Annotated in this window: 18 protein-coding genes and 2 pseudogenes; 10 read left to right on the forward strand and 10 right to left on the reverse strand. The window is 70.3% G+C overall.

What is annotated here, in order from left to right:
- Positions 1-73 precede the first annotated feature (73 nt).
- Positions 74-1,150 carry an FAD-dependent oxidoreductase gene (locus tag ACF1FZ_RS25750; RefSeq protein ID WP_391775769.1) on the reverse strand — a complete coding sequence of 359 codons (1,077 nt, stop codon included), beginning with the start codon at positions 1,148-1,150 and terminating at the stop codon, positions 74-76.
- 73 nt (positions 1,151-1,223) lie between these two features.
- Here ACF1FZ_RS25750 and ACF1FZ_RS25755 point away from each other — a divergent pair, with 73 nt between their 5' ends.
- The 3 genes and pseudogenes from ACF1FZ_RS25755 (at position 1,224) to ACF1FZ_RS25765 (ending at position 5,843) form a co-directional block, all read left to right on the forward strand.
- Entirely contained in the window at positions 1,224-1,643 is a 420-nt protein-coding gene (locus tag ACF1FZ_RS25755; RefSeq protein WP_391775770.1) for a YjbQ family protein, read from the forward strand.
- Positions 1,644-1,981: 338 nt separating this feature from the next.
- Positions 1,982-2,176 (forward strand): annotated as a pseudogene (locus ACF1FZ_RS25760) (aldo/keto reductase); the annotation flags it as partial.
- A 415-nt stretch (positions 2,177-2,591) separates the two neighbouring features.
- Positions 2,592-5,843 carry a GH92 family glycosyl hydrolase gene (locus ACF1FZ_RS25765; RefSeq protein ID WP_391775771.1) on the forward strand — a complete coding sequence of 1,084 codons (3,252 nt, stop codon included), beginning with the start codon at positions 2,592-2,594 and terminating at the stop codon, positions 5,841-5,843.
- Between the two features lie 1,268 nt (positions 5,844-7,111).
- On the opposite strand, the gene ACF1FZ_RS25770 is transcribed toward ACF1FZ_RS25765, so the two are convergent.
- Positions 7,112-7,579, reverse strand: coding sequence for a MarR family winged helix-turn-helix transcriptional regulator (locus ACF1FZ_RS25770; protein ID WP_391775772.1), 468 nt, complete (start codon positions 7,577-7,579; stop codon positions 7,112-7,114).
- Between the two features lie 494 nt (positions 7,580-8,073).
- Between ACF1FZ_RS25770 and ACF1FZ_RS25775 the strand changes: the two genes are divergently transcribed.
- Together ACF1FZ_RS25775 and ACF1FZ_RS25780 are read left to right on the forward strand one after the other, a co-directional pair.
- A complete protein-coding gene (locus tag ACF1FZ_RS25775) occupies positions 8,074-8,733 on the forward strand; it encodes a hydrolase (RefSeq protein ID WP_391775773.1) in 660 nt (219 codons plus the stop codon).
- A 705-nt stretch (positions 8,734-9,438) separates the two neighbouring features.
- Positions 9,439-9,858, forward strand: a complete 420-nt coding sequence (locus ACF1FZ_RS25780) for an FKBP-type peptidyl-prolyl cis-trans isomerase (protein ID WP_391775774.1) — start codon at positions 9,439-9,441, stop codon at positions 9,856-9,858.
- A gap of 93 nt (positions 9,859-9,951) precedes the next feature.
- On the opposite strand, the gene ACF1FZ_RS25785 is transcribed toward ACF1FZ_RS25780, so the two are convergent.
- Together ACF1FZ_RS25785 and ACF1FZ_RS25790 are read right to left on the reverse strand one after the other, a co-directional pair.
- On the reverse strand, positions 9,952-10,392 hold the full coding sequence (locus tag ACF1FZ_RS25785) for a hypothetical protein (RefSeq protein WP_391775775.1): 441 nt from the start codon (positions 10,390-10,392) through the stop codon (positions 9,952-9,954).
- A gap of 460 nt (positions 10,393-10,852) precedes the next feature.
- Positions 10,853-11,038, reverse strand: a pseudogene (locus ACF1FZ_RS25790) (IS5/IS1182 family transposase); the annotation flags it as partial.
- 79 nt (positions 11,039-11,117) lie between these two features.
- On the opposite strand from ACF1FZ_RS25790, the gene ACF1FZ_RS25795 reads away from it, so the two are divergent.
- A complete protein-coding gene (locus tag ACF1FZ_RS25795) occupies positions 11,118-12,662 on the forward strand; it encodes an NAD(P)-binding domain-containing protein (RefSeq protein ID WP_391775776.1) in 1,545 nt (514 codons plus the stop codon).
- A complete protein-coding gene (locus ACF1FZ_RS25800; RefSeq protein WP_391775777.1) occupies positions 12,655-14,103 on the forward strand; it encodes a class I adenylate-forming enzyme family protein in 1,449 nt (482 codons plus the stop codon). The genes ACF1FZ_RS25795 and ACF1FZ_RS25800 overlap by 8 nt, the downstream gene beginning before the upstream one ends.
- A gap of 141 nt (positions 14,104-14,244) precedes the next feature.
- Here the strand turns inward: ACF1FZ_RS25800 and ACF1FZ_RS25805 are convergent, their stop codons facing one another.
- From ACF1FZ_RS25805 to ACF1FZ_RS25820, 4 genes are read right to left on the reverse strand one after another with little or no spacing between them, the layout of a single operon-like run.
- Complete coding sequence (locus tag ACF1FZ_RS25805) at positions 14,245-15,825, reverse strand: MFS transporter (protein ID WP_391775778.1); 1,581 nt, start codon at positions 15,823-15,825, stop codon at positions 14,245-14,247.
- A gap of 52 nt (positions 15,826-15,877) precedes the next feature.
- Positions 15,878-17,245: a cytochrome P450 gene (locus ACF1FZ_RS25810; RefSeq protein ID WP_391775779.1), complete on the reverse strand. Its 1,368-nt coding sequence runs from the start codon at positions 17,243-17,245 to the stop codon at positions 15,878-15,880.
- Positions 17,239-18,309 carry an alpha-hydroxy acid oxidase gene (locus tag ACF1FZ_RS25815; RefSeq protein WP_391775780.1) on the reverse strand — a complete coding sequence of 357 codons (1,071 nt, stop codon included), beginning with the start codon at positions 18,307-18,309 and terminating at the stop codon, positions 17,239-17,241. Before ACF1FZ_RS25815 ends, ACF1FZ_RS25810 begins: the two co-directional genes overlap by 7 nt.
- Positions 18,306-19,880: an NAD(P)-binding domain-containing protein gene (locus tag ACF1FZ_RS25820; protein WP_391775781.1), complete on the reverse strand. Its 1,575-nt coding sequence runs from the start codon at positions 19,878-19,880 to the stop codon at positions 18,306-18,308. Before ACF1FZ_RS25820 ends, ACF1FZ_RS25815 begins: the two co-directional genes overlap by 4 nt.
- A 62-nt stretch (positions 19,881-19,942) precedes the next feature.
- Here ACF1FZ_RS25820 and ACF1FZ_RS25825 point away from each other — a divergent pair, with 62 nt between their 5' ends.
- The gene (locus ACF1FZ_RS25825) at positions 19,943-21,460 is read left to right on the forward strand and encodes an aromatic amino acid ammonia-lyase (protein WP_391775782.1); all 1,518 of its coding nucleotides are present in this window, start codon (positions 19,943-19,945) and stop codon (positions 21,458-21,460) included.
- On the opposite strand, the gene ACF1FZ_RS25830 is transcribed toward ACF1FZ_RS25825, so the two are convergent.
- Positions 21,366-22,643, reverse strand: coding sequence for a sensor histidine kinase (locus ACF1FZ_RS25830; RefSeq protein ID WP_391775783.1), 1,278 nt, complete (start codon positions 22,641-22,643; stop codon positions 21,366-21,368). The two genes, ACF1FZ_RS25825 and ACF1FZ_RS25830, sit on opposite strands and share 95 nt — an antisense overlap.
- 56 nt (positions 22,644-22,699) lie before the next feature.
- The gene (locus ACF1FZ_RS25835; RefSeq protein ID WP_391775784.1) at positions 22,700-23,380 is read right to left on the reverse strand and encodes a response regulator transcription factor; all 681 of its coding nucleotides are present in this window, start codon (positions 23,378-23,380) and stop codon (positions 22,700-22,702) included.
- A gap of 805 nt (positions 23,381-24,185) precedes the next feature.
- Here ACF1FZ_RS25835 and ACF1FZ_RS25840 point away from each other — a divergent pair.
- Positions 24,186-24,974 (forward strand): VOC family protein, encoded by a 789-nt coding sequence (locus ACF1FZ_RS25840; protein ID WP_391775785.1) that lies wholly within the window; start codon positions 24,186-24,188, stop codon positions 24,972-24,974.
- 352 nt (positions 24,975-25,326) lie between these two features.
- Complete coding sequence (locus ACF1FZ_RS25845; protein ID WP_391775786.1) at positions 25,327-26,136, forward strand: SDR family oxidoreductase; 810 nt, start codon at positions 25,327-25,329, stop codon at positions 26,134-26,136.
- Positions 26,137-26,856: the final 720 nt, after the last annotated feature.

Below are 26,856 nucleotides of genomic sequence, written 5' to 3' on the forward strand. Positions count from 1 at the left end.
GGCATGATCGCCGCCCACGAAAGTCCTGCGCGGGGTGGAACTCCCCGGATACAGGCTCCCGCGCAACGACCGGTCAGGCCGCCACGCTCTCCAGCAGCCGCGTGACCGAACGCACCGCTGCCCGCCCCGCCCGGTTGGCGCCGATCGTGCTGGCGGACGGGCCATATCCGACGAGATGGACCCGCGCGTCCCGCACCGCCCGGGTGTCCTCGACACGGATGCCACCACCCGGCTCGCGGAGTCCCAGCGGTGCCAGATGATCGACGGCGGCCCGGAAGCCCGTCGCCCACAGGATCGCGTCAGCCTCGACCGCGCGGCCGTCGGGCCAGATCACCCCGGTCGGCGTGATCCGCTCGAACATGGGAAGCCGGTCGAGGACTCCCCGCGCGCGGGCGGCCCGGACGGCGTCGTTGAGCGGCAGCCCGGTCACGCTCACCACGCTCTGCGGTGCAAGCCCGCGGCGTACGCGCTCCTCCACCATGGCCACAGCGGTCCGCCCCTGCTCCTCGTCGAACGGACCTTCCCGGAACACCGGGGGGCGCCGCGTCACCCAGTACGTCTCCGCGGCCCCTTCGGCGATCTCCATCAGGTGCTGGGTGCCGGACGCGCCGCCGCCGACCACGACCACCCGCAGGCCGGCGAACTCAGCCGGGCCCGGATAGTTCGCAGTGTGCAACTGCCGCCCCTGGAACGTCTCCTGACCCGGGTAGCGCGGCCAGAACGGCCGGTCCCAGGTGCCGGTGGCGTTGATCAGCGCGCGCGGGGCGTACGTACCCTCGGAGGTCTCGACGAACAGCCGGCCGTTCTCACCCTCGCGCACGGCGCTCACCTCGACCGGACGGTGCACCCGCAGACCGAAGCGGTGCTCGTAGGCGTCGAAGTACGCACCGATCACCTCGGACGAAGGGCGGCTGTCGTCGGCGCCCGTGAGCTCCATGCCGGGCAGGGAGTGCATGCCGTGCACCTTGCCGTAGGTGAGCGACGGCCACCGGAACTGCCAGGCACCGCCGGGCCGGGGTGCGTGATCGAGTACGACGAAGTCCCGGTCGGGCTCGAGACCGGCGCGCCGCAGGTGATAGGCGGCGGACAGCCCGGCCTGCCCGGCACCGATGACGACCACGTCCAGCTCACGGATCCCGAAGTTGTTCACGTTTCTACCAACCGTGTCCGCCTCCTGGATCTTCCCGGTGCGCGATCTCTCCTGGCGACGACAGAATGGGCCCATGTCCTCCTTCACCACACATCTGCTGAGTGTCACCACCGGACGGACCGAGACGGTCACGGACCTGACAGCGGACTGCGAACAGTTCCTCACCCGGGTCGCTCATGGCGGAGACGGCCTGCTCAACGTCTTCGTCCCTCACGCGACCGCAGGGATCGCGATCCTGGAGACCGGAGCCGGCAGCGACGACGACCTCCTCACCGCCCTGCAGGCCCTGCTCCCCGCCGACGACCGCTGGCGCCACCGTCACGGGACCCCGGGCCACGGCCGCGACCACGTACTCCCGGCCCTGGTCCCACCGCACGCCACCTTGCCGGTGATCGGGGGGAGGCTGGAGCTGGGGACCTGGCAGTCCGTCTGCCTGGTGGATACAAATCGCGACAATGCGAACCGTCAGGTCCGTCTGTCATTTTTCGGGTAGGGCTGCGTCTGCCGTCACTGCAGGAGTGATGTCCGGCCGCACCAAGTGAGGGAGGCCCAGCTCTGGGCAGGGCTGGATGAGCAGTGCTGCGCGGCGATGTGCGCCTGGGGAGGATGTCATCCGCGAGGAACTCGGCATCACCCGCATCGAACGCGTGTTGACCGACAATGCCTGGGCCTGACCTTTGTCAGGCCATTGCCGGCAGTGGGCTGACGTCCGCCGCCGGGGCGCCCGGGGATTCCGTCCCTGGGGAGCCCCGGAACGCTTGACCTGGAGTGCACTTCAAAATGCAGACTCCCCATCGAGCCCGGACTACAGGGCCGAAGGGGAGGGCAACCATGAAATACCGCACCATAGGCACCGACCCTGCCCACCGGCGTGAGGTGAGCGTGCTCGCGCTCGGCGCGATGCTGCTCGGTTCGCTCACCGACGAGAAGACCTCTTTCGCCCTTCTCGACCGCTACGTCGGAGCGGGCGGGAACTTCATCGACACGTCCGATGCGCGTTCAGCAGCCGGCGGAGCCGGATCTCGGGTGTCACGTGATTGTTCCCCTCGCCAGCGGCTACCGGTTGGCGCTCCGGGCCTGGGGATTCCATCCCACCCTGTACCTCGACGTGCCCGACGAGGTACAGGCCCAAGCCGTCGCGCGGTTCCTCTCCGGCCGCGAGGGTTACGCCCGTCTCCGTGTGCCGTTGGGTGGCGCATCCGCCCCGCAGGCCGCGCGCCAGGGCAGGCAGGTCGCTTGTCGACGCCCCACTCTGGAGAATCGATGCAGCGCGTCAGAATTTGCCCCCGCTCACCCAGTGACATCCGGGGCGGCCGGGGATTATGGTGCGAACGAACAGAGTGACAACGTTGTCAGTTGAGCAGGACTCGAAGGGAAATACCCCATGCGGTTTGCTTTCAGACCGTTCCGTCCCCGTGCTTCCGGTATAACAGCCGGTCTGATGGCCGCCGTACTCGTGAGTGGGGGAGTGGCCGGCATCGCCGAGCCCGCCGCCGCCGCGGGCGCGGAACCGATCGATCTGGTCAATCCGTTCGTCGGAACCCAGAACTTCGGCAACACCTTCCCCGGGGCGAGCGCGCCGTTCGGCATGGTCCAGGTCAGTCCGGACACCGGCGGCCAGGGCGGCTACGACTACAAGCAGGACTCGATCTACGGATTCAGCCAGACGCACCTGTCCGGCGTCGGCTGCGGCGTCATGGGCGAGCTGCCCATCATGCCGACCACGGGTGCGGTCGACTCCGTGGACCCGAACACCTACCGCTCCCCGTACAGCCACGACGACGAGCAGGCCAGTCCCGGCTACTACCGGGTGGGGCTGAAGAAGTACGACGTCGACGCGGAACTCACCGCCACCGAGCGCACCGGGTGGCAGCGCTACACCTTCCCCTCCACCGGTTCGGCCAACGTCCTGTTCAACACGGGCAAGGCCAACCAGTCCGTGCTGGACTCCGAGGTGCACGTCGTCGGTGACCGCACCATCGAGGGCCGGGTGCACGCCGGGGGCTTCTGTGCCGGACACGACGAGCACACGGTGTATTTCAGCGCCACCTTCGACCGGCCCTTCAAGGCCTACGGCACGTGGGACGGCGCAGACCCCGAGCCCGGTACCCGCGACGCGGAGGGAGGCGGCCAGAACGGCGCCTGGGTGACCTTCGACGCGACCACCGACCGGGACGCCGTCCTGAAGGTGGGGCTGTCCTACACCGGTGTGGAGGGCGCCCGTAAGAACCTGGCCGCGGAGACCAAGGAGTCCTTCGACTTCGACGCCACGCGTGCGGCGTTGCGGGACACCTGGAAGAAGCAGCTGGATTCCATCCGGGTCGGCGGAGGCGCGGCGGACCGGCAGAAGGCCTTCTACACCGCGCTTTACCACAGCCAGTTGCACCCGAACCTCGCCGGTGACGTCGACGGCATGTACCAGGGGTTCGACAACAAGACGCACACGGCAAAGGACTACACGCCGTATCAGAACTTCTCGCTCTGGGACACCTACCGGCCGCAGAACCAGCTTCTGCAGATGCTGGAGCCGAAGGTCGCCCGGGACGTCGCGCTGTCGGTCGTCGCGGCCGGCCGGGACGGCGGCTGGCTGCCCCGCTGGGCGCTCGCCAACAGCGAGACCAACATCATGACCGGTGACCCGGTCACGCCCTTTCTCGTAGAGGCCTGGTCAAAGGGTCTGCTCGCCGGACACGAGGCAGAGACCTACGCGTTGCTGAAGAAGAACGCGACCAGCACCCCGCCCGCCGACTCGCCGTACAACGGACGCTCGGGATCGGACCACTACACCGAGCGCGGCTACATCCCGTCAGGTCTCGAGCTCGGCAAGGACTGCGCGGACAAGGGCGGCGACAACGACTGCAAGCACCCGGCGTCGGCGACGATGGAGTACTCCGCCGCCGATGCGTCGCTTGCGCTGATGGCCGGCCGGCTCGGACACAAGTCGGACGCCAAGATGTTCGCCGCGCGCGGGCAGTGGTACCGGAACCTGTGGGACTCCTCGATCCAGCAGTTCCGGCCGCGGACGGCCGACGGCACCTGGCTCACGCCCTACGACCCGGTCGAGGCGGCGCACCAGTTCCATGAGGGCGGCGCGTACCAGTACCAGTGGCTGGTACCGCAGGACCCGGCCGGCCTTGTCAGCCTGATGGGCGGCCGGAGCGCCACCGAGAAGCGGCTCGACTCCTTCTTCGTCCACGACAAGCTGCTCACCGACCCGGCGGGCACCGCCCGGAATGACTGGATCTCGCAGCCGTACGACTACTACGGCAAGCCGACGTACAACCCGAACAACGAGCCGGACCTGCACGCCCCGTACATGTACAACTGGGTCGGCGCCCCGGCGAAGACCGCGACCGTGGTGCGTGCGGCGATGACGCTGTTCACCAACGGGCCGGACGGGATGACGGGCAACGACGACCTGGGCACCATGTCGGCCTGGTACGTCTTCTCCTCCCTCGGCCTCTACCCGACGATGAGCGGCGGCGACTTCCTGGCCGTGTCCAGCCCGCAGTTCGAATCGGCGACCGTCCGGATCGGCAGCTATCCCAAGGCGTCCGGCACCAAGGGCCAGGGCGGCACGCTGACGATCGAAGCACCCGGAGCGAGCGACACGAAGCGGTACGTGCAGAGCGTGGCCCTGAACGGCCGGGACGTACCCCAGACCTGGCTGAGCTGGAACAAGCTCGCGCACGGCGGAACCCTTGCCCACCGGCTCGGGACCTCCCCCTCCTCCTGGGGCACGGGCAAGGGTGCCCAGCCGCCTTCCGTCAACCAGGCATCCCCCGACAGCCGCAAGCACGTCGACGCGTCGCTGCGTCCCGCCTCGGCGGTCGTCCCCACGGGTGACGCCGCACAGACCGCGAAGTTCACGCTGGACGTCCTCGGGCAGGCTCCCGGCAAGCTGAACGTGTCGGTCACGGCGAAGGTGCCCAGCGGCTGGAAGGCCACGACGGCACAGCGTTCACCACTGGTGATCGATTCCGGTCACCTCCCGGTCCAGAAGAAGGTGTCGCTCGACATCACCGTGCCCCCGGGCGTCGCGGCCGGGTCCTACCCGGTGGAGGTGAAGGTCGCGGGCCGAGGGACGAACTCGGTCACCCGCAAGGCCACCGTCACGGTGGGAGCCGCCACGACCTGCGCGAGTGAGGCGAACGGGCAGTGCGCAGTGGACCTGCGCGCAGACCTCGGCCACGACGGCACGGCCACGGTGGCGAACTCCGACGAGGGTGACTTCGACGGGCATGGCTGGAGCTATGACGGCGACCTGCTGCCCAAGGCGGGGCCGGTCACCTGGGACGGGGTGACGTACGACGCGCCGGACCCCACCGGCACGGCGAGCAACTTCCTCGAAGCAGGCGGGCAGGCACTCCTGCTGCCCGCCGGACAGCACAGTGCGCTGCGGCTGGTCGGCTCGGCGCACAACGGTCCTGTGACCACCACACTGACCGTGCACTACACGGACGGCAGCAGCACGGAGGCACCGGTGACGTTCGGCGACTGGGCGGGCTCCGCGCCGAACGGCAGCACGGTCGTCCTCGACATGCCGCACCGCATCAAGCGGGGCAGCGGTGTCGACGGGCCGTCCATTCGGCTCTTCGGTACGGCCGCCGGGCTCGATGGGGGCAAGACGGTCCGTTCGGTCTCGCTGCCGGACGACTCCCGCGTCGAGATCTACGCTATGACGCTCGTTTAGAGAAGGACGGCGGACCGCCGAAACCCAGCCGGCGGTACGCCGTTCCGGATCGGCGTACCCCTCTCATCAGGGCCCCGGCGCGTAAGCGCCGGGGTCCTTCGCGTACTCGCCCACCCCGGCATCCGGCCCACCGCCCAATGGGCGCCGACGCCTGCCCGAACGGGGCGGCCACGGCTGCCGTGCCGTCGGCATCTCCGGGTACGACGCCGGCCGCTGACACCGTGACGACCTTCCGGTCTTCTCACCGTGAAAGGAGCCGCCCGCGGGATGGCAGGATCCGCCCGGGTGGAGGCGGTGAGCGGCCCACGGCAGTACCGGCACGGCCGGTCGAGCGGGGCCGGCGTCTCTGCCAGGGCTGAATGATCAGCAGTTCGCTCAGCTGAGGCGGAGCTGGCCAAGGGGCCGGCCGCGCATGGCTGGGAGGACCAGCGATGACGGGCCTGGCCATCCGACCCGCCTGACCAGCAGACCGGCATCCCGAGTTCAACCTCAGTAGGCTGAGGTCGCCTCAACGGAGGTTGGTGGACACGAACGTCGACAATGCGGACCGGCGGGTGCGGTTGAGCTTCTTCGGCTAGTGAGCTGCTGGATGAGGCTGTAGGGGGAAGCCCGGCCGCGCCAACTGAGTGGTGCGCACCGCTGCCCGCCAGTCCGTCGGCCACTGAGCTTCGCCCCCCCTTCGAGGGTAGGGGAGGCTCCCCTCTGGGCCGTTCGCCTGTCTCCCATGATCTCGCACGTGGAGTGCGTGGCGATTCTGGAACCTGCCTCAAAGAGTCTCTGAGCTGCGGATTCTCCTGGGCGGCCGGACGTGGTCGGTGGCGCTCGACCTGTTTCCCGAAGGGCAGCGGCTCGAGCGGACGAATCGTCCATCCGAAGCTGCCTGACCTGCGGTCTCACTACGCATGCGATTAATGGAAGAGGGTTTCAGGACCTTGGTCCAGCATTCTTGACGCTCGAATGACACTTGCCCTGGAGCAGCGGCTCGGCCGTATGGCTTCGGTAGCAGGGGGGCGGCGGGGGAGAGTCGGAGCAGTACGTACGACGGCCCCGGCCGGTGATGTCCAGAGAGGCCCGGACAGTCGACGCGCGCAAAGCAACCGTCTGTGAAAATCCCGGAAGAGCCACTCGATGGACGGATCCCCGACCCGACGCTCCCAAGTCCGACGGCCCGGCGTCCCGTAGGCCCCGGTCGTCTTCGTTGCCGGAGCGCTGCGCGGGCGTGGTCCGTGCCTCGCCTCGCCGGGCTTGAGCCGCGTCCCCCCGCCCGGTCAGTCCGGCTGCTTCTCCATGTGCTCCAGGACGTGCTCGGAGATGCGGGCGAGTGCCTTGAGCTGACCTGGTGTCAGGGCCTCGATGAACAGTCGGCGGACGTGCTCGACGTGATGGCCCGCGGCTTCTTCGATCGCCTTGTAGCCGGCCGGGGTGGCGACGATGAACGCGCCGCGTCCGTCGTCGGGGCATTCCTCTCTGGCCAGGAGTCCGCGTTTCGCCATCCGCGTGACCTGGTGGGACATTCGGCTCTTCTCCCACTCCACGAGTTTGGCCAGATCCAGCAAGCGCATCCGCCCGCCGCCCCTTTCGGTGAGTCCGGCGAGCACGACGTAGTCGGATGCGGACATTCCGGAGTCGGACTGGACGTGGCGGGACAACCGTCCGATGAGCTTCTCCTGCATGCGGATGAAGTTGTCCCAGGCGGCTTTCTCTTCCCCGACGAGCCAGCGCGGCGGTGCGTCCATGGGGGCAGTTTAACGAGGCCGTCTGTCAGTCATCTGCGTGCAGGGGTGCCGAGGCGAGCCTCGGCGAGGCAGAGCCCACCGCGTCCGGGGCGACAGGACCCCGGGGCGGCCGTCTCCCGGTGATCGCCGAGGACGGCGTGACCCACGGCTCCGTCATCCGGCGGACCAGGCATGCCTCCCCGAGCGCGTTCGCGGGGCCGCGAACAGGGTGAACTCCAGCCGCCGAACAACTAGTTGACACGTCCACTGTCGCTGCTAATGTGGATGACGTGTCAACCACTTGGTCGAGCCGACCGGCCTCGCTGCCGTGACCGTGTGACCGCGGAAGCGGAGCCTGTCCGGGATGCGATGCCGACCGTTTCGGCGCGGTGGCTGGCCGACTCGGTCTCGAGGCCGCCTGCGTGGACGCGTACGGCCGTATTCCGGCACCGAGAGCGACGGTGCCCGTCCGAGCACCCCGAGCACGCGAAGACAAGCACCCGGAAAGGGATTCCATGAGCAAGGAAACGAAGTCCGGACTGCAGGCACTGCTGACGCCCGAGGAGAGCGTCGTCGTCCTGATCGACCACCAGCCGTTTCAGTTCGCCAACCTGAACAGCCACGAGCCCACGATGATCGTGAACAACGTCGTCGGGCTCGCCAGGGCCGCCAAGGTGTTCGACGTCCCGACCATCCTGACGACCGTGTTGGAGGAGCGTGGCGGCTACGTCATCAAAGGGCTGCAGGATGTGTTCCCGGAACAGAAGCCGATCGACCGCACGTTCATCAACACCTGGGAGGACGAGCGTGTCACCGAAGCCGTCAAGGCGACCGGCCGCAAGAAGCTGATCATCGCCGGTCTGTGGACGGAGATCTGTGTCGCGATGCCGGCGATACAGGCGGCGGGTGAGGGCTTCGAGGTGTTCGTTGTCACCGACGCCTCGGGCGGTGCCTCGAAGGAAGCTCATGAGATGGCCGTGCATCGCATGGTTCAGGCGGGCGTGGTGCCGATCACCTGGCAGGCCGTCGCGGGGGAGTGGCAGCGTGACTGGGCCCGGGAGAAGACCTTCCCGGGCATGACCGAAGTCCTGCTCCAGTACGGGGGCGCCACCGGCGTCGCCTTCGGCTGGGAGACGCAGCTGCTTGCTTCAGGGCGTGCCGGGAACACCGCCTGACGGATTCGTCAGGCGGTGACCTCTTGCGGCCGTGTACGGCTCGTCAATCGCGAAGCGGCTCCGATGTGGGGCTGCTGGCCGGCACAGCGGCCGGTTCCGTGACCACGGCCTCGGACCGGAACCGGTCGATGGCCACAGGGCCCGGACCGCTGAGGACCACGACAGCCACCCCCTGAGGGCGTGACGCCCAGGAAACGCGCGCTCTGCCCCCGGGTCACAAGCCCGGACTTCCTTGATCTGCCCGGCAGCGCGTTCGTTTCCGTCCCGCGTAAGTCCGAGCCGGGCGACAGTCTCGCGGCAGCGTGGGAAACGCGCGGTGCCGGCAAGACCACGCTGGTCCCGCAGCTTGTGGCTGCTGAGCCCGACGCGGGATCGATCCGGGTGGCCGGCGCGGACACCGCCGCGGACCTGGCGACTCTTCCTGACAGCCGGCTGATGAGACAGTCTTGTCATGACGACTCCCCTGTAGTGGAAACCGCCTGCACTCCGCCGTCGGCGGACGATATCCGCCCGGATCGCGTCCGGCGGGCAGGTGCCTACGCGGTCACTCCGGGGCGCGCACCGATCGGTCCTTGATCCGCCTCCGGGGGCCGGGGTGCACCCTGGAGCACGGGCATTGCCGTAGCGTGATCGCCTGCCGCATGGAATGCCCATGTGCCCGGTCGGCCCGTGCGAGGGATTCCGGTGGCGAGCGAGGGGACCGTGATGAGCGAACCGACGAAGCCCGCGATCGAGGTGCCGGAAGGTGTCGCGCCCACCGAGCTGACGATCCGGGACCTCGTGGTGGGAGATGGCCCCGAGGCGCAGCCGGGCAGGGTCGTCCAGGTTCACTATGCAGGGGTCGTGTTCGCGTCCGGAAGGGAGTTCGACTCCTCCTGGGAGCGGGGCCGGCCGTTCAAGTTCGCCGTGGGCGGAGGCAAGGTCATCAAGGGCTGGGACCGGGGGGTAAGGGGAATGAAGGCCGGCGGCCGGCGCGAGATCATCGTTCCCCCGCGTCTGGGGTACGGCAGGCAGTCACCCTCTCCGTCGATCCCGGCGGGCTCGACGCTGATCTTCGTCGTGGACCTGCTCACTGTGGTGGGCGGGCCCGCCGGAGCGAGGCCCGGCTTGACCGGCTCGGCCTGAACCCGGCGCTCCCAAGGGGCTGAGGGCCCTGTCGCTTCCAGGTAAGGACATGGGCCGACGGTTCAGCTCGATGCGAGTGTGCGTGGGTGGTGGTCAGCGGCGGCCGGTGGTCAGGATGACGAGGAACTGGCCGCCACCCGGCTCGATGCCAGCGGTCACCGGCAGCCCCGGGACCAGCCGGGAGAACCGGTCCACCAGCCAGTCCGCCGCCTCCTGGGCGTCCCGCCTGGTCGGGCAGCGGCCCACCATCTCGCGGCCCCCCTTGCGCTCCAGTCTCCCGGCAACGGTGATCAGCGGCGCGGGTTCCACCACGTACAGGTGGTCCGGCCAGGCGATGACCACCTTGACCGCGCCTTTGCGGGTGTTGCATCCGCGGTGCGCGAGCCGTTCGGCGACCTTGGCCTTCCGGTCGGCGGTCCGGCTGTCGACGCTGGGTCCCCGCGGGTCGTTCACCGACTCGTCGGGGTCGACCGCTTCGTCACACACCCAGCACCGCCAGCCGTCACGCTCGGCCACATCATCAAGGAGACTCATCCGGGCAAACTAGCCTGCCCGGCCGCCACCCCGCGCACCAGGGCCCCGGCGAGACCTCACCACAGGCCGACAACGCCGCAACGCCTGGCAACCGGCGTTACCGGTGCTTCGGCCTGTGTGAGTGCCGATACGCTGATGGCCCACCCAAGTGCCGGGGCGGTGAACCCGAGGGCCGTCAAGGCGTCGACGGGGCGTTCCGGTGGGCCTGGGCCGTCACCTCGATGACCGGGGGCACCGGAGGGCATCGAGGGCCCGGTGCGATGCGGAGCGCGCGGTGGATCTGCTGGATGTCGTGGTCGCCGATGAGTGGGTATCGCGGGCCGGGGCGCGGGTGCGTCAGAGCCGTCGGCGGCGCTGGTCGCGTCGGGAGTACGGCAGCCGGTCGAAGGGGTCGGCGTTCAGGCCGATGTGGTGTCCGGTGGTGGTCTGGGTCCGGGCCGTCCGCGCAGCCCGGGCGTCCGGCGAGCCGTGCCACCGTTCGTTCCACGGTCCGACGGTGCCGGCCCAGCCGCTGGGAGGACTCCATGCCCCTGCGCGCGATGCGCGGGGTGGTGTTGCGGGCCCGGGGCCACCGGCGCAGGTGGCCGTAGCCGTAGCCCTTGCCACCGCGGAGCCCGGTGGGCCGTCGCGGCGGACGGCCCGTCCGGAGCGGTCAGGAGTTCGGCAGGGTGGTGGGGCCACCGAATCTCAGAGTTCTCTGATTTCGCCTCACTACCGTCCGGCCCATGGTGCGCGACTATCTCATCATCGGGGCCGGACCGGCCGGACTTCAACTTGCCTCTCTGCTGGAACGCGACGGGCGCGACTACGTCGTCCTGGAGCGGGGGAGTGGACCGGGGACGTTCTTCACCCGGTACCCCCGCCATCGGCAGCTGATATCGACGAACAAGGTGCACACGGGTTTCACGGACCCGGAACTCAGCCTGCGCATGGACTGGAACTCGCTGCTCAGCGACGACCCGGAGCTGCTCTTCACCCGGTACAGCGAGCGCTACTTCCCACCGGCGGACGACCTGGTGCGCTACCTGGCCGACTTCGCGGCCCGCACCGGCGTGCACGTCGAGTACGGGACAGAGGCCGTGCGGATCTCCCGTGCGGACGGCGTGTTCACCGTCCTCGACGGTGACGGGCGCTCCTGGCAGGGCAAGCGGCTCGTGATGGCGACCGGTGTCTCCCGCCTCTACGAGCCGCCCGTCCCGGGCATCGAACTCGCCGAGCGGTACGACACCTTCGATCCCGACCCGGTGTCCTTCACCGACCGGCGGGTGCTGGTCATCGGCAAGGGGAACTCCGCCTTCGAAACCGCAGACGGCCTCGTGGAGAAGGCCGCGGTGATCCACGTCGTCGGCCCGCACTCGGTCAAACTCGCCTGGAAGACCCACTATCTCGGGCACCTGCGCGCGGTGAACAACAACTTCCTGGACACCTACCAGCTCAAGTCGCAGAACGCGGTGCTCGACGGCACCGTGGAGAGCATCGAGAAGTCCGACAGCGGCGGCTTCCGGGTGATGCTGCGCTACGCGCGGACCACGGAACCGCTGCGTGAACTGCACTACGACCGGATCATCGTCTGCACCGGCTTCCGCTTCGACGCGTCCGTCTTCGACGAGAGCTGCCGTCCCGCACTCGTCATCAACGGCCGGTTTCCCGAGCAGACCTCGTCCTTCGAGTCGGTCAACGTGCCGGACCTCTACTTCGCCGGCACGCTGATGCAGCAGCGGGACTTCAAGAAGTCCACCAACGGTTTCATCCACGGTTTCCGCTACGCGACTCGTGCCCTGCACCGCATCCTGGGCGCTCACCATCTCGGTACCCCCTGGCCGGCCCGTATGCTCACCGCGACGCCGGAGGCGATCGCCGACGCCGTCATCAACCGCGTCAACCGCTCGTCGGGCCTGTGGCAGCAGTTCGGGTTCCTCGGCGACGTGGTCGGTGTGGACGGCGGCCTGGCCGTGTACCAGGAGGAGGTCCCGCTGGACTACGTCACCGACGGCGGTCTGGGGGCCGCCCCGCACCGGTTCGTCGTCGACCTGGAGTACGGGCCCGCACACGACCAGGTCGACCCGTTCGACGTCGGTGTCCCGCGCGTCGTCGAGAACGACGTGGACCACGCCATGGACTCCACGTATCTCCATCCCGTCGTCCGCCACTACCGGGACGGCGTGCTCGCCGGGACCCATCACCTGGCGGAGAACCTGGAGAACGAATGGAACCTCGCGGCGGTCCACCGGCAGCCGCTCGGCGCTTTCGTGGAGGAGTGCCTTGACTGAGCAGTTCCCCGGCGCCGTACTGGACGTCCTCGACGCGGCAGGTGACCGGCCGGTGTTCGAGCACGCCGGCCGGGAGATCTCGGGGGCCCGGCTCCTCGGCATGGTACGGCGCGCGGTCAACGGCCTGCGGCAGCACGGTGTCGGGCCCGGCGACGGTGTCGCCATGCTGCTGGGGGCCGGCCCCGGGGCGTTCGCCGCGATCATCGCCGCCCACGTCGTCGGGGCTCGTGTCGTCGGCGTGCGGCCCGGACTGACCGGAAGTCAGCAGGAGCACCTCCTGCGGGGCACCGGGGTGACGGTCGCCGACCGGCCCGCCGGCTCCGGCAGCCGGAGGGACGGGCTCGTCCTCACGCTCGACGGCCTTCTGGCGTCGCCGGACGACGGGCTCCGGCCCCGGGTCCTGGCGCGGCCCGGCGACGTCGCCCGGCTCCTGCACACCAGCGGAAGCACCGGCCTCCCCAAGGCGTGCGCCCAGACCTACGCGGCGATGACCGCGAGCTGGGCACACCGGCCGGCCGCCTGGCCGCCCGCCGTCCGCGAACTCGCCGGGCGCCTGGACCGGTTCCTGGTGTTCGGCACCCTGGCCAGCCAGGTGATGATGGAGTACGGGCTGCTGGCACTGGCCGCCGGCGGCACCCTCGTCACCGCCGACCCGCCGGACTTTCCCGGTGCCCTGGTGCGGCACCGGGCGACCGCGAGTGTCGTCACGGTCGCCCGGCTGACGAAACTCGTGGCCGCCCAGCGCGAGTCGCCGGCGGACCTCGGCGGCCTGCGCGCGCTGATGGTGTCGGGATCACCGCTGGAGCCGGGACGGCTGCGGGAGGCCGCCGAGGTGCTCGGCCCGGTCGTCTTCCACGGCTACGGACAGACCGAGACCGGCATGATCTCCATGGCCACCCCGGGAGAGCCGGCCGGTTCCCTCGGAGTGCCGCCCGTGGAACTGGAGATCCGTGACGCCTCCGGCCAGCCGCTACCGCACGGCACCGACGGTGAACTCTTCGTCCGTACCCCGGCCCAGAGTTGCGGCTACTGGCAGGAGCCCGCCCTCACGGCCGAGGTGTTCTCCGACGGCTGGGTGCGCACCCGCGACCTCGGTCGTCTCGATGGGTCGGGCCGGCTGTGGCTCACGGGACGGATCCGGGACGTGATCATCGTCAACGCCAACGTGTACTACGCCGGGCCCGTCGAGCGACTGCTCGCCGTACATCCCTCGGTGGCCGAGGCGTACGTCGTCGCTGTCCCCGACGACAGTACGGGCGAGGCCGTCCACGCCTTCGTCGTACCCGCGGCCGGTCACACCCCGGACCTCGGGGAACTGCGCGCACTGGTGACAGCGGATCTGGGCGAGGCCTGCGCACCCACCCGGCTCACCCTCATCGACGAGGTACCGCTCACGGCTGCCGGGAAACCCGACAAGCAGAGCCTTCTAAACGGGGGTTAGCGAGACGGACCCCTTCACGGACCGTGCCCCGTCCACGCGTTTCACGCGTGGACGGGGCACGGTCCGTGAAGGGAGTGCCGACCGGGGCGGCACCGCGTGACAGGAGACCGGGCACGGACGCGACGTCGCGGACGCCCTTGCTCATGGCACGGCGCCGCCCTCTCCGCCCGGCGCAGGTGTCGCCCTCGTGGTCCTCTCGGTGGGAACGGCTCTGCTGCGCACCAGATCGTCGAGTTCGGCGTCCAGCAGGGCGGCGTCCTCGGGATGCCGGACGGCCGCCCGCGGGTTGCTCCCGCGGAGGGCGACGGCGCCCCCGGCGACGGCCGTCGGGATCGCGACGAGCACCGCGGCGGTGCGCATGCCTCCCGGTGCGGAGAGGACCAGTGCGATGAGAGGGGGCCCGAAGGCTCCGCCGGACTTGCCGACGGCCGCTGCCCAGCCGCCGGCGGTTCCCCGGATGGCCATGGGGTAGATCTCGGCCGTGTAGGGACCGATCAGCGCGATGACCCCGGCGGTTCCGGCGAACAGCAGTATCACCGCGGTCAGGAGGACCGGCCGGCTGCCCTCCATCCCGACGGAGGCCAGAGTGACCAGCGCCGCGACGGTGAGGGCCGCGTAGACGACCATGGTGCCCTTCGCCGACCAGCGCATGTAGAGCCATGCGGCCACCACGCAGGTGGGGATGGACAGCAGCGACGAGATGAACAGCAGCGTGGCGGCGGACATGCTCCCCTCGCCCGAGGCCTCCAGCTGGCTGGGCAGGAAGGTGATGAAACCCCAGTAGACGAGGCCCCAGGCGAGTGCGTAACCGCTGACGACCAGCGTCTTGGCTGTCTGCGGACGTCTGAACAGGGTGGAGGCGGGGACGCGTACGGGATGTGACTGCTGGGCGGTGAAGGCCGCTGATTCCGGAATCCACCGGTTCAGCGCGATCAGGATCAGGACCAGCGGGAGCTGGGCGAACCACAGCACGCGCCACCCGGTCAGTGGGATGAGCACTGCGGCCAGTCCGGCGGCCGCCATGTAGCCGCCCGTGGTGGTGAGCCCGGCTTGGAGCACCATGATGGCCGCGCGCCGGCCGGGCGGCAGGCTCTCGGTCATCAGGGCGTAGACGACGGGCAGCATGCCTCCGGCTGCCATGCCCATCAGAGCGCACATGACCAGGATGCCGCTGAAGGTCGGCATGGCGCCGCACACCGTCGTACCGAGGAAGAGAAGGGACGCGATGAGGATCGTGGCCCTGCGCCCGATACGGTCCGCGGCCCGGCCCCCCACGAGCGAACCCAGTACCGTGCCGCTCAGCGCCACTGTGGGCAGCCAGGAGATCTCAGCGGCGCTGAGGTGGAACTCGGCACGCATGCCGGGCTGGATGAACGCCAGAGTGGCGGGTTTCATCTGGTCGACCATCAGCGCGAAGCTCAGGACGGCGATGAGGCGGTGCCGGTGCGCCGGGGGCGTCCCTGCCGGAGCCGGGGCGGCCGCCGGATCCGCTCCGGGAGGCTGCACGACTGCGAACCCGGAGATCACCACGCCCATGACGATGGCGGCCATGGCGGCCCACATCGTCCCGGACATCCCCATCATCGCCATGTGGAATCCCATGGACGCGGAGTCGACGAACATCCACACGTGCTGGCCGACGCCGACACACGTGAGGGCGACACCGGCCCAGAAGAGAGCAGGCCGGGATATCAGCGATGCCGCCTGTGTGCGCTGGGTCAATTCCCCACCCCGGAGACCGCCGGAGCGAACACGGAGCCGGACTCGGCGGGAGTCATCCGTTCTCTCTTTCCAGGTGAGCGACCGGACAGCCTCCGGACCGCTGATCGAAGTACCGAGCCGCCGGACGCAGCCTGCGGGCATGCAGGACCATGAGCGTGCCGAGGACCAACTGCCGTACGCCCCGGGTGACGTCCTCCGCCCCGTCCCGCAGCCGGACGAAGCTCCGCAACGCGCTCAGGCGGCGGGGCCCGGGGGGCAGACCGCGCGGAATCAGCAGGCAGGGGGCCCGGTGTGGATTGGAGCGGGTGTGCGAAGCCGTCGAGTCCAACTGGAACCGGCCCAGCACCTCCCGGACCGCGGCACGCAGCACGAGCGGTGACAGCCGCCACGCCGGGCAGGGACGGTTCGCCGCGACGCCGTACGGGATGTGGCGGACGTCCTTGGCGGCCAGGCCCTCCCAGCGGTCCGGGTCGAACTCGTCGGGGCGCTCGTATCCTGTGGCGTGGTAGTCCGGATAGCTGAAACACACCACGGAACCGCCCGGCAGCACGGTCTCTTCGTCCAGCGGTATCTCGCCCGTGGTGATGCGATGGGCTATGCCGAAGAGCGGGTACAGACGCATCGTCTCGTCGAGCACCTGTGTGAGGTACCGGACGTCCTCCGGGTCTTCGGCAAGGCGCTGCTGCACGTCCGGGTGGCGGGCGAGGGCGAGCAGGACGTGCGCGGTCGCCTCGGACAGCTGCACCACGGCCGTGTTGAAGAAGGTCCCTTGCAGGTAGTGCACCTGCTCCGGCAGTGAGAGGGAGGCCGGCAGCCGGTGCCGTACGTGGCCGGCCGCGACCCGGTCCCGCAGATAGGCGGTCAGCCGGGCCCGGCGTCGCGGATGGCGAAGACCGGTGCACTTCAACGCGGTGATCACGTCATCGGCGTGAGCGGTGATCAACTGCCGGGCCCGTGGCGGACACGGCTCCTGGAAGACCAGTTCGTAGCAGAACGCGGCCCACGCGGGCATCACCAGGTCCCGCAGCCGTACGAGGCTGATCCGCGTGTCCGGCAGTGTGTCCAGCGCACCGGAGACGGCGCGGGCCGCTGCCGCCGTGAGATCGGCCGAGTTCCCGGCGAGGATGCGCCGCGTCGTGGCGGCTACGTCCTCGTAGCGCTCGCCGGGCTCCAGGTGTTCCTGGTGCACCTCGGGCCCCGGCGCCAGCCAGTACCAGAACAGGTCGGACAGACCGGCCCCCTCGCTCCGCCCGTTCGCGGCAGGGTGGGCGTAGACCCGCTCGAACACCTCCGGCCCGTGGGTGGCGTTGGGCAGGGTCACCGCCCGGTCGCCGTTGACCTTCTCGAAGATGCGCACACGCAGCGCCACCACGGCGCGCGGCAGCCACCACGCGTCCGTCTGCGTCCGGCCCCTCACCACGCTTCACCGTTCCGTACGACCATGTCGGCCGTCAGATCGGCGTTCCTGCGCCCACCGCAGAGGGCGAGCGTGTGGTCGTACTCGTCGCGCAGTGTCGCCAGGACCCGCCGTGCTCCCGCTTCCCCGTCGACGGCCAGGCCCCACACCACGGGGCGTCCGACGCCGACGGCGCTCGCGCCCAGAGCGAGCGCCACCGCGACGTCGCTGCCCCGGCGCACCCCGCCGTCGAGCAGGACCGGCACCCGGCCCGCGACCGCGTCGATGACCGCGGGCAGGCAGTGCACGGCCGCCGGGACCGCGTCGCACTGGCGGCCCCCGTGGTTGGACACGATCACCCCGGCCGCGCCGTGCTCGACGGCCAGCCGTGCGTCGGCCGGATGCAGAACCCCTTTGACCAGTACGGGAAGTGAGGTGCCGCGCACGGCTTCGTCGAAGTCCGGCCAGCGGACCGCGGGGGACATGGGGATGGCGGTCAGCGCACCCGGTCCGGCACCGGGCAGGTCGCGCATGTTCTCCGCGGCGTAACCGGGCGGCAGGTCGGTGAACCCGTTGCGCAGGTCTCTGGTGCGGCGGCCGAACACCGGCGAGTCGACGGTGACCACCAGTGCCGTGCAGCCCGCGTCCTCGGCGCGCCGGACGAGGGCGGTGGTGACCTCTCTGCGGGGGTGCAGGTACAGCTGGAACCACACGGCCGGGTCCGGGGCCGCTTCTCGCGCCGCGGTGACGACGTCGAGGACCGCGGTGGTCGCGGCCGTCCCCGTCACCAGCACGACGCCCTCGGCCGCGGCGGCGCGGGCCGTGGCGCGCTCGCCGCCCGGATGCACCAGCCGGTGGAAGGCGGTCGGTGCGACGATCACCGGCGCCGCGTGCCGGGCGCCCGGCAGATCGACGGCGGTGTCCCGCGCCTCGCTGCCGCTCAGCACCCTCGGCAGCAGCGTGTACCGGCCGAAGGCCCGCTCGTTGTCGGCGAGGACACGTTCTTCGCCCGCGCCTCCCGCCACGTAGTCGTAGAAGACGGGGTCCATCAACTTCCGTGCGCTGTCGTGCAGTCCGCGGATCGTCACGGCGTCACCGGGGCGGCCGGGCCGCGCTGGGCGGTGAGGAAGGCGGCCAGCGGGGAGCGGTGGAACTCCTCACTGTCCCACTCGTTCTCCAGGCTCTCGGTGAGGTGGTGATCGGCGACGAACTCGCCGTCCCGGTACCAGCGGACGACCGGATGCAGATAGCGGCCGTCCAGGCCCGACGCGTCCTGCTGGGACTTGCGGCCCGCGGAGACGTCGAAGGGGTCCACCCGGTCGTGGTCCTCCCCGTACTCCAGAGTGATCACCGCGTACGCGTCCACCTCACCGAAGTCACCGGCGCGTACGGCGCCCGGCACGTGCGCGACGGGGACCTCCTCGGCGTAGCGCAGCGTGCCGTCCGGGGCGAGCAGCAGCAGGTCGCCGAGGACGGCGAACTGCTGCCACAGCGCGGAGGACCGGTTGACGCGGCTGATCACCGCGTCGACGGCCCGTTCCGTGGCGTCCCCGAGCACCGCCGTCGGCCAGGGGACGCCGTCGTGGCGCTGCCGCAGCCCGCGGTGCAGTGCGCGCACCGCGTAGCGGAAGCCGTGGATGAAGCCGGTCGTGGCCTTCCCGAAGTCACGGCCCTGCATCAGGGTTCCCGCGAAGTACAGGCCGGGCACGTTGACGGACTCACCGAGAGGTGTCAACGCCGGGAAACGGCCGTTGATCATCAGGTCCGGTGCGCAGGTGTCGTCGAAGATCGAGCCGTCGAACCGGAAACCGGTCGCGACGATCACCCGGTCGTAGCGGATCTCCTTGACCACTTCGTCGACCCGCTCGAAGGCGACCGGTACGTGGAAGCCGTCCGGCTCACGCCTGATGGCGAGCACCCGGCCGTCGAGGAGGGCGTTCTGCGACTTCAGCTGGTAGCTGTCCAGGAAGTTGTTGTAGACCGCGCGCAGGTGCCCCACATAGTGCGTCCGCCAGGCCATCTTCAGCGAGCCCGAGCCGACGACGTGGATGACCGCCGCGGTCTCCATCAGGTTCTCGGCCGTCTCGAAAGCCGAATTGCCCCGGCCGATGATGAGCACCCGCTGATCGGTGAAGGACTCCGGATCGGTGTCGATCGTGTCGTAGCGTTCGGCCAGTTCGACACCCGGGACCGACGGCAGGTTCGGCACGGGCAGTCCGGTGGCGACCACCAGATGCCGTGTCCGCCACGCCTTTCCGGTGTGGTCGGTGACGGTGAACCCGTCGGCGTCGCGGGAGACCTTCTCGACGGCGGTCTCGTACCGCACGCGCACCCCGGTCCGGGAGGCGAAGTCCGACAGGTAGCGTACGAGGTCGTCGGCCGGCGGGAAGTAGCGGGGACTGTACCGGGTGAACAGCAGCTCCGGGTCGTCGCTCAGCAGGGAGTTCCAGTCCATCCGCAGCCGCAGCTCCGGATCGTCATAACCCGTGTGCACTTTGTTGTTCGAGATCAGATACCGGTGCCGGGGGAACCGCGTGAAGAACGTCCCCGGACCGCTGCCGCGCTCCAGAACGACGTAGTCCGCGCCGTCCCGCTCCAGCAGGGCGGCAAGCTGCAGTCCGGCGGGCCCCGCACCGATGATCAGGTAGTCATGGGTCATTCCCCGGAAACTAGTCACCGGATCTCAGAGCGCTCTGAGATTTCCCGCCTACGTTTCGCAACGTGCTCACCACCATGGACGCCGTCTCACTCACCCGCCACCCGGACTCCGCCGCCCTGCGCCGCGCGGCGACGCCGCTCACCGTCACCGTGGACCCCGGGGCCCGGGCGCGTCTGGACCGCGGCCGCCGGTTCTTCCACGGCCTGCGGCACGGCGACGACGACGGCGAGGCCCCGCCCGTCTACGGCGCCACGACCGGGTTCGGCGCACTCGTGGGATACGCCGGCCGTCCCGACGAGGCGGACCAGTGCGACAACACCCTGGCCCACCTCGGGGCCGGCCAAGGACCGGACCTGCCGCACGAGATCAGCCGTGCCGCCCTCCTGCTGCGCACCTGGTCCCTCGCCCAGGGCGCCTCGGGCGTCTCCGCCGAGGTCGTCGACCGGCTCGCCGCGATGTTCGCCACGACGTTCTCGCCCGCCATCCCCCGGTACGGCTCCGTCGGGGCGAGCGGCGACCTCATTCCGCTCGCCTACGCCACCCAGGCGCTGCGCGGCCGGGGGCACGCCTACGTGGACGGCCGCCGCATGCCGGCCGGCGAGGCACTGGCCGCCGCCGGGCTGCGCCCGCTCGCCCTGGACGGCCGCGACGCGCTCGCCCTCGTCAACGGCACCTCCGTCACCACCGCGGCGTTGGCACTGGCCCGCGACACTGTCCGTACGGCGCACCGCTCACTCATGGCCCTCACCTGTCTGCTGGCCGACACCCTCGGCTGCGACCCCGGCTTCCTCGACGGGGACCTGCTGCGTGTCTACGGCCACACCGGAGCGATCGACGTCGGCGCGCGGATGCGAGGGACGCTCACCGGCATCACCCCCTCGGGTGCCCGGCCGCTGCAGGAGCCGTACAGCATCCGTTGCGCCCCGCAGTTGCTCGGTGCCGCCGAGGACGCGCTGCGCTACGTCGACGGCGTGGTCGCCGCAGACCTCGGCGGCGTGAGCGACAACCCGCTGTTCTTCCCCGACGACGATGCGGGGAAGGGGAAAGTGGTGCACGGCGGGAACTTCTTCGGGCAGCCCGCCGCGTTCGCGGCCGACCTGCTCGCCTCTGTCACCGCCCAGCTGGGCAACCTCGCCGAACGCCAGCTCGACCTGCTGACGGATCCGGCACGTAACGGGGGATTGCCGCCGATGCTCGCCACGGCTCCCGGCCTGCAGCACGGTCTCCAGGGGGTACAGCTGGCCAGTACCGCGTTCGTCGCGGAGATCCGCCGGAACGCGACACCGGCAGGAATGCAGAGTCTGCCGACGAACCTGCACAACCAGGACGTCGTACCGTTCGGCACCCAGGCCGCCCTGCGTTCCTATGACATGGCGGAGCTGCTCGTCCTGCTGTCCGGCTCCCTCGCGCTCGGCCTGCGCCAGGCGGTCCACGTCGGCGCCCGCCGCCCCACCGCGCCCCGATGCGCGGAACTCCTCGAGGCTCTCATCGAGGTGATCCCCCCGGTCGAGCCGGATCGTCCGCTGGACGCGGACGTCCGCACCGCCGCACGCCTGCTCGCCGCGTGCGAGCTGCCGTGACCGGACGGGCCGGCGCCGGGGCGGCGGGCAGAGGACCGTGTTCCGGCAGCCGGATGGTGAACCGGGCGCCGTGGCCCGGACGGCTGGTGGCGGCGACCGTACCCCGGTGGCGAGTGACGACCTCCCGCAGCAGCGCGAGTCCCAGTCCGTACCGTCCGCCGTCGCCACTGCCCCGATGGAATCTCTGGAACAGCTGCTCTATCGCGGCCGGGTCGAAGCCGGACCCGGTGTCCGTGACGGCCAGCACGACCATGCCGGTGGAACGTGACAGGGCCACCTCGATCCGCCCCTCGGCCGGGGTGTGGCTGATCGCGTTGGACAGCAGCTCACCGACGGCGCGACGCAGCGCGGACTGAATGCCGTCGACGAAAAGGGGATGCGGCGGGGCGTCCACGACGACGGCCAGGCGGCGGGCCCTCGCCCGGTCCGACTCCTCGGCCACCACCGCCCGGGCCAGCGCGACCAGATCGACCGGCCGGCGTTCCGACGGCCGTGCCGAACCTGCCGCGAGGCTCGCGGACAGCAGAAGGTCGTCGAGCACCTCGCCGAGCCGTCCGGCCGAAGCGACGAGCCGGGCCAGCCCGTCGCGATGCGGGACCGGCAGATTCTGGTCGGCCGCTTGCCGTGCCAGCACCTGCGCCCGCGTGTGCACCTGGGTGATCGGCGTGCGCAGCTCGTGACTCGCGTCCGTGACGAACCGATGCTGGCGGGTGAGGGCCTCCGCCAGAGGCGCCACGGCCCGTCGTCCGAGGAGCACCCCGGTGACGGCGGCGGCGATCAGGCCCACCAGTTCGGCCACACCCAGCGCGAACCACAGATGGTGACGGTCGGCCAGTTGGAAGCGCATGTCGAACACCGCCTGCACCACGTCCCCGTCCGCCCGGACCTGTGTGCGCACCAGATAGACCGTGCGGTCACGTTCCACGGTGCGCTCCACGGCCTCGTGGGTGCTGCGCACCCGGTTCACGTCCGCGCGCAACGGGAATCCGCCGGGGGCGTTGGCCAAGGGGGCAACGCCGGGTGCGTACAGCCAGGTGCACACCGGGGGACTGGTCAGATCGCCGTAGCCCGCACCGTAGCGCAGCTCACGCCACACCTGATCGTTCTGCGCGTGCACCATCACCGTGTGCGCGACACCGCCGACGACCGTGACCAGCAGCGTGATGATCGTCCCTGTGATCACGGCGATCCGTAACCGCGCCCGGCGTACCGCCGCCCACTCGATGGACGCCGACGGCCTCACAGCGCCCCCAGGCGGTAACCGAGACCGCGGACCGTGCGCACGACCTGCCGGCCGAGCTTGCGGCGCAGGTAGTAGACGTACGTGTCGACAATGGAGGACGCGGGAGCCTCCTGGAACACCAGCCGCCGTAGGTCCGCCCTCGAGTGCACGGCCTCGGGGCGCGAGGCGAGCGCCCACAACAAGGCGAACTCCCGTGCTGCGAGGGCCACTTGCTCGCCGCTGGCCAGCTCGACTTCCCGGCGGCCGACGTGCAGGTGCCCCGATCCGATCTTGAGCACATCGGTGGACTCGAGCGCCCATCGACACAACGCCCTTAATCGGGCGCCCAGTTCGTCGAGATCGAACGGTTTGGTGAGGTAGTCGTCGGCGCCGGCGTCGAGCCCGTCGACCCGATCGTGCACCGTACCCATCGCAGTCAGCAGCAATACCGGCGTCCGGACGGCGCGGGACCGCAACCGGCTCACGAGGCCGAGGCCGTCGAGCGCCGGCAGGCGCCGGTCGACGACGAGCACGTCGTACGTGCGGGAGAGGCCGAGATGCAGACCTCGCTGACCGTCGGTCGCGACGTCGACCGCGTACCCTTCGTCCCGCAGTACCTCGGAGAGCATGTCGACCAGCTCCCGGTCGTCCTCGACCAGTAACAGCCGCCAAGGATGCCGCGAGTGTCTCTGCACCACAGTCCTGCTCCCCTCACCCCTCCCCGCAACCCCTGTCAACGCCCCTACCTGGGAGGGGGTTCCCGTGACGGGTGAGGAGTGAGGGAAGCCGGTCAGACCCTCGGCGGCACCGCTCCCCGTCGTACGGGCCGGCGGCCGGCGCTTGCGTCACCCCGTACAGGCCGCGCATGCCTTGCGCACGTCGCAACGACTGACCAGAGCCTCCAGGCCGCCTGCGCGACTCCGTCAGCGGCACCTGGGGAGCCGGTCCTGCGCCCGGCCTCGGTCCCGGTCCCGAGGACGGCGTCGGTACGTCATGCCGGAACCGGAGCCGGGCTCCTGCCGCAGCCGTCTCCCCCGGGTGCCGGTGTGCAGCACCTCTCTGCGTACGTCCTGTGGGGATGAGGATCGCGGTGCGTGTCCCGCAGACGTCAGCGCCCCCTGACCCGGGAAAAGTGTCCGGCCATGGGATGTGAGGGAAGCCTTCGCGTCGCGAACGGCTGAGCGATAGTCCGCGCGGGGCCTCATTCGGCCACTTTCCCTCCTCCCCTGTGGGATTCGGGGTCAGCTCCCCAGGTGCGTGAGACCGGAGGTGACCGCCCTCGCTCCAGGAGGCACTGGACAGCGCACGGTCCGTGAACACGTTCACGGACCGTGCGCTTCGGCCGTGACAGCTGCCGCAGACGGTGTACCGCTCTCCTGCACGCTCGACGGATGCCCACCGGTTCTGTGGGCGCGTCGTGTGCGCAGACAGCCGGTTCTCCGTCCGCATCGCGGTTGGCATCTCGGACCGGGCCGGTGTAGGAGTGACTGTGGAGGAGTGGTGATGGCTGAGTCTGCTGATCACGTGGTGCCGACCGCGGGTGTCCCCTGCTGGGTCAACCTGATGGTCAGCGACCTGCAAGCCGCCCAAGCCTTCTACCGGGCGGTATTCGGGTGGGAATTCCGGGCGAGTTCACTGGGTGATCAGTTCCTCGTCGCGTCGGCCGACGGCTTGCCCGTGGCGGGCCTCGGGGAGCGACGGCCGGGTCTCGCTCCAGCCTCGGTGTGGACGCCGTACTTCGCGGTGCCTGACGCCGATACGGTGGCCGCGCGCATCCAGGAACGAGGCGCCACCCTGGCGGTGGGTCCGGTGCCGCTGGGCGAGGGGCGCGCAGGCTTGGCCGCGGATCCGGACGGCGCGACCTTCGGGTTCTGGGAGGGACCCGCGCTGACATGGGCGCCGGGCGAGGGGCGGGCACCCGCCCGTCTCGACCTGCAGACCCGCGACGTGTTCGACGCCGCCATGTTCTACGGGCAAGTCTTCGAGTGGGCCGCTGAACCTGACATCGAGGTCGTCTACCGGCACGACCACGTCGAGGTCGACCGGGGCGGACAAGCAGTTCTCTCCCTGCACGGCGGCGCGGAGCAGGCGTCTGTGCAGGCGCACTCGCGACCACGGTGGCTGGTGACCTTCGCCGTCGACGACGTCGAACGTGCTGCGTCCGCCGCGATCGACGCAGGCGGCAGCAAACCCCGGACATCAGCCGCTTCCTGGGCGCCGCAGGGGTTCTCGCGGACGCTTCAGGACCCGGACGGAGGGCTGTTCACACTCAACCACCGAGCGGGGGGCTGACCGGCGTCGGTCAACTGCGCGCGGACAGGCGGACCGGCTTCACAGGCTCCCGCGCGGAGGAGCACGGTGTGCCGCCCCGGACACGGGAGGAAAGCGAGCCAGGTGGAGGAGACGGTTCCTGGCACAAGGACCTGCCCGGCGACCAGCCGAGACCGGCGGTCCCTGAGGAGAGTGGAGCCGCTCCCGCCGAGACGCCGGCGGCCCGCTGCGCACGGAGTCGCCGAGCGGCCGACTGAACCTTGAGGGAATACGAGCCGGTAGGCCCGAAACGAGGTTTGGCCTCCTGGGGCCGGTGGTACCCGTCCATCCGTCAATCACCTTCGGCTGAGGCCGGTACGGCCCAGGAGAACGCATGACCGAGCAACCCCCGCCTGTCGTCCCAGTAGCGCTGGTCACCGGAGCGGACTCGGGGATCGGCAGAGCTGTCGCCGCACGACTCGCGCAACAGGGCATGGACGTCGGTATCACCTGGCACCGCGACCGCGAGGGCGCAGAGGGGACCGCAAGTGAGGTCCGCGCCGCCGGCCGACGTGCCGCGGTGCGTCGGCTGGACCTTTCGGACCTGCCGGACGCCGCCGCAGTGGTGGACACGCTCGCGGTGGACCTGGGCCGTGTCGACGTGCTGGTCAACTGCGCCGGTACCGGAACGTCCACCCCCTTCCTCGACCTCGACCACACGACGGTCCGGCACGTCATCGACGTGGACCTCATCGGTCCCTTCCTCTGCTCACAGAGGGCCGCCCGGCGCATGATCGCCCAGGGCGAGGGGGGCCGCATCGTGAACATCACCTCCGTGCACGAGCACCAGCCGAGGGTCGGCGCGGCTCCCTACTGTGCCGCCAAGGGCGGCCTGGGCCTGCTGACGCAGGTGATGGCCCTGGAACTGTCCGAGTACGGCATCACCGTGAACTCCGTAGCTCCCGGCGAGATCGCGACCCCCATGACGGGCCAGGAGGACACGGACGTGCACACCGCTGACCGGCCTGGTATTCCGCTCGGGCGTCCTGGCGACGCCCGGGAAGTCGCCTCCGTCGTCGCTTTCCTGGCCGGCCCGGAGTCCTCCTACACGACCGGAGCGTCCTGGGTGGTGGACGGCGGAATGCTGCGCATGGGGCCGCAGGCGGGATCCCATCTGCCCTCCGGAGACTGGCGCCGCCCCTGAGCCGTTCCGCCGCCAGGGCCCAGGCCCGCGGGAGCCGGTGGGCGAGACGGCCCCCCTTCAGTGAGTACGCGCCCCGCGGCTTGGGACCTCGGAGGCGGAACGAGACATGGCCCCGTGCGAGCGCCCCGGCCGTGGAAGGCTCGTCGGTGGCGCAGGTGACCTCGTCCCGCACGGCCATCGCGCCCGCACCGCACCGTACCGGCCGGGTGCGACGACGCCCTCGAATCCGCGCACACCCATGGGTGTCCCTCTGCCGGCATGGCCGGACGGCGCTCGTGCGGGCCCGTGGAGGGCCTCTCCGGTGCAGCCCGGGATCTCGGCACACCGCTCAGCTCCCACCGGAAGCCGAAGGGGAGCGAACTGGCGTCATGGATCTGCGTGGCGAACATAGGTTCGGGCTGGATGTCTCACCGCTCAACGCCTTCCCGAGGTTCTCGTGCTGCACCGGAATCCCTCTTCCGCCGGCACTCCGCGCGACCGCCGCCCATCGAATCCTCCCGAGGTGCGCACCGCGGCACCATGCGGTTCTCCCGCCGGCATGCGCCGGTGCGTCCGGATGGACCGGGCACCCCGCGAGAGGGCTCCGAACCGCCAACACTCCGGGGCGCTCCGACGGGTAAGTCCTGCGGCTGGGCGCAGCGCACGGGCGTGGTTTTTACTTTTCCGATGTTCCCCGGACCTGCCGAATCCGGGTGCCGACGGAACCGCGCGTTCGGTGTG

The organism is Streptomyces sp. NPDC014623, assembly GCF_043088245.1.
Lineage (GTDB): Bacteria > Actinomycetota > Actinomycetes > Streptomycetales > Streptomycetaceae > Streptomyces.